This window comes from Janthinobacterium sp. GW822-FHT07H10 (assembly GCF_058798675.1).
Window position 1 is genome coordinate 1 of record NZ_JBXAKS010000035.1, and the last position, 2,512, is coordinate 2,512.

At 55.9% G+C, this 2,512-nt stretch carries 1 protein-coding gene and 3 tRNA genes; all 4 read left to right on the plus strand.

The annotated features are described in order from the left end of the window. The 4 genes from AC1RDJ_RS28330 (at position 1) to AC1RDJ_RS28345 (ending at position 2,510) form a co-directional block, all read left to right on the plus strand. A tRNA-Glu gene (locus AC1RDJ_RS28330) sits at positions 1-76 on the plus strand. A 49-nt stretch (positions 77-125) separates the two neighbouring features. Continuing rightward, a tRNA-Ala gene (locus tag AC1RDJ_RS28335) sits at positions 126-201 on the plus strand. A 917-nt stretch (positions 202-1,118) separates the two neighbouring features. Continuing rightward, positions 1,119-2,195, plus strand: coding sequence for a DUF5694 domain-containing protein (locus AC1RDJ_RS28340; RefSeq protein ID WP_493029450.1), 1,077 nt, complete (start codon positions 1,119-1,121; stop codon positions 2,193-2,195). A gap of 242 nt (positions 2,196-2,437) precedes the next feature. After that, a tRNA-Glu gene (locus tag AC1RDJ_RS28345) sits at positions 2,438-2,510 on the plus strand. The last annotated feature ends 2 nt before the right edge of the window (positions 2,511-2,512 follow it).

Genomic DNA, 2,512 nt, shown 5'->3' on the forward strand with positions numbered 1-2,512 from the left:
GTCCCCATCGTCTAGAGGCCTAGGACATCACCCTTTCACGGTGAGTACAGGGGTTCGAATCCCCTTGGGGACGCCAGTTCAGTCTGGTGTTTGGTAGTAAAGAAGTAGCAGTGTTTCTGCGCCCGGGGGGTATAGCTCAGCTGGGAGAGCGCTTGCATGGCATGCAAGAGGTCAGCGGTTCGATCCCGCTTACCTCCACCAACAGCGCAGAAATCACATGATAATCAAAGTCGCCTCGAGCGGCTTTTTTTATTTGTGCTGGTCGTTTATTCGCTCGGGGGAATAGGACTAAGCTGTTAGCGCGCTGGCATGGCATGCAAGAGGTCAGCGGTTAGCTCCCGCTTGCCTCCACCAACAGCGCAGAAATCACATGATAATCAAAGTCGCCTCGAGCGGCTTTTTTTATTTGTGCTGGTCGTTTATTCGCTCGGGGGAATAGGACTAAGCTGTTAGCGTGCTTGCATGGCATGCAAGAGGTCAGCGGTTAGCTCCCGCTTACCTCCACCAACAGCGCAGAAACAGGTACTCAATTGTAGGAATAAATCAAAGTCGCCTCGAGCGGCTTTTTTTATTTGTGCGAGTAATTTCTTCGCCTGAGGGGAATAGGGTTAAGCTGTTAGGGCGCTTGCATGGCATGCAAGAGGTCAGCGGTTAGCTCCCGCTTACCTCCACCAACAGCGCAGAAATCACATGATAATCAAAGTCGCCTCGAGCGACTTTTTTTATTTGTGCGAGTAATTTCTTCGCCTGAGGGGAATAGGGCTAAGCTGTTAGTGTGCTGGCATGGCGTGCAAGAGTTTGGCGCTTGGCTCCCGCTTGCCTCCACCAACAGCGCAGAAACAGGTAGTCAATTGTGGGAATAAATCAAAGTCGCCTCGAGTGGCTTTTTTTATTTGCTTCGGAGATTTTGTCTTGCATGCGAGCGTGCATGCATGGGATATATTGAATCGAAAGAATTTGTGTGTTGGTTTATTTGAAGCCGCCTCGGGCGGCTTTTTTGTTTCTGTTGGTTGCTGGGGTATAACTGACAGTGACTTTCGGAGCGGTTAAAGTTGGCCGGCAGGTTGAATTCATCATGGCCTGCGATTAACAATGGACCATCACATTCAGGAGACAGGATGCACCGCTTATTTGCCAGTTTTTTTCTTGCTGCCGTTATTCACATTCCCGCGCAAGCGGATGCGTCGCCTGCGGCGCGATTCGATCCTGGTGCGCTGAAGTTGCAAAGGGGGTCGACCAATGACGTGCTGGTGCTTGGTTCGCCCCATTTGTCGCAACTGCCGAAATCGTTCGACTTGACTCAGTTGAGCTTGCTCAATGAGCGCCTGGCGGACTGGCGGCCGGACGCGATTGCGATCGAGGCGCTTTCCGGCCTGCAGTGCGCTTACATGCGCGCTTATCCGCAGCGTTATGAGGGTACGGCGAAAGGCTATTGCTATGACACTGCGGCCGCGCAGGCCGCCACGGGACTCGATGTGGTCGCGGCAACGGCGCAGGCGCAGCGTTTGCTGGCTGCCTGGCCGGCGGCGCCGTCCGCCGCGCAGCGGCGTACATTGGCTTCGCTGTTCCTGGCTGGCGGCGAACGTGCATCGGCGCTGGTGCAATGGCTGCGCCTGCCCGTGGAAGAGCGGCGTGCCGGTGATGGCTTGAGCGAGCCCTTGGTCGCGCAGCTCAATTCCCTGCGGGAGGAGCGCAACGAGGATTATCAGATTGCTGCCGTGCTGGCGGCGACGGGTGGGCACGAGCGGGTGTATGGCATGGATGACCACACGGCCGATATGCCTGTTGCCGATGTGAAGGCTTATGCCAAGGCGATCAGGGCGGCTTGGGATAATCCCTTTTCGGCGGAGCGCAAGCGCATCCACGCCGGGTTTGAAGGGCAAATGACTACGCCGGCCGGTGTGCTGGCGGTATATCGCGCCTATAACGGACGCGCAGAGGCGGATCTGGCAGTCCGTGGCGATTTTGGTGCGGCGCTGGAAGAGCCGTCGCCACAGCATTATGGTCGCAACTACGTCGCCTCATGGGAGGTGCGTAACTTGCGCATGGCATCGAATATCCGCGAAATCATGACGGCGCGCCCGGGCATGCGCACCCTGGTCATCGTCGGCGCATCCCACAAGGGCTACCTGGAGGCGTATCTGGACCAGATGCATGATGTGCGCATCATCAGTACGGACGATATCTTGCGCTAAGGAATGCTTTTGCCGCGCCAGAAGGTTGGCGCGGTTTTTCCTGCGTGCCTAGCGTGCCAGCGCTTTCCATATCTTCCTGCCATCATCCTGTCCTCATAGGGGAGAATGATGCAAATAAGGTGGAAAAAAGAAGGCCAGCAGTTGATTTCGTGAATCGCTTCGTGTTAAACTTCGCGCACGCTTTTTTGAGGGGCTAGGCAAAGCCTTCAACGAAGAGTCCGCTGAGAGTAAAGCCAGCACAGGTCCCCATCGTCTAGAGGCCTAGGACATCACCCTTTCACGGTGAGTACAGGGGTTCGAATCCCCTTGGGGACGCC